At 53.7% G+C, this 777-nt stretch carries 1 protein-coding gene; it reads left to right on the top strand.

What is annotated here, in order from left to right; all coding sequences use genetic code 11:
- Positions 1-102: 102 nt before the first annotated feature.
- On the top strand, positions 103-777 hold a 675-nt coding region (locus tag QVO97_RS08470; protein WP_288189422.1), incomplete at its 3' end, for an oligosaccharide flippase family protein.

Here is a 777-nt window from a genome sequence, read left to right as displayed (position 1 = left end):
TAAAAAAGAAGACTTCCCAACATTTTATAATCGTCCAGCTTTCTTCTACTTTTTTCTATTTCTTCATATACTTTTCTAACATACCCTCCCCGGAGATCTGCTATGCGAAGATTTCATCCTTTGATTACCGGAACCCTGCTCCTGACGGCAGTCGGCTTTTTCTGCCGGATTCTCGGCTTTTTCTACCGCATCTTTCTATCCCGGACGATCGGCGCCGAAGGTCTGGGTTTATATCAGATGATTTTTCCCATACATGGCATCGCATTTGCTCTCTGCGCCGGTCCAATCCAGACTTCACTCTCCCGCCTGACCGCCGCCTCCCCGGAAAAGGGACGCGCCTTTTTGCGGGCCAGCCTCGCACTCTCACTATCGATCGCCCTGCCGCTGACCTCTTTGATCTACACCTTCGCCGATTTTCTCGCCGCGCGCGTCCTTCTTGCGCCCGAATGTGCACCGCTTCTGCCCGCACTCGCCCTCTCGATCCCCTTCTGCGCGATCCATGCCTGCTGCTGCGGGTATTATTATGGGCTCAAAAAAACGGCAGTCCCGGCATTTTCACAGGTGGTCGAGCAGTGCATCCGCATTTTCTCCGTCCTGCTGATCGTCCATGTCTGCCACACGAACAGGATTCCGATCACGGTGCTGCTGGCTGTCTGGGGGCTGTTGATCGGGGAAGCGGCTTCGGCTATATTCTGCCTGCTGGTATATGGAAGTTCAAAGCCGGTTTCCAGGAGGCCTGTCACGGACAAATCCAATCCGAATCTTTCCCGTCAGATG

Source organism: Clostridium sp. CAG:43 (genome assembly GCF_000434655.1).
Classification (GTDB): Bacteria; Bacillota; Clostridia; order Lachnospirales; family Lachnospiraceae; genus Otoolea; species Otoolea fessa.
Note: the sequence above shows the minus strand (reverse complement) of the source record. Positions and strands in the feature narration are given on the sequence as shown.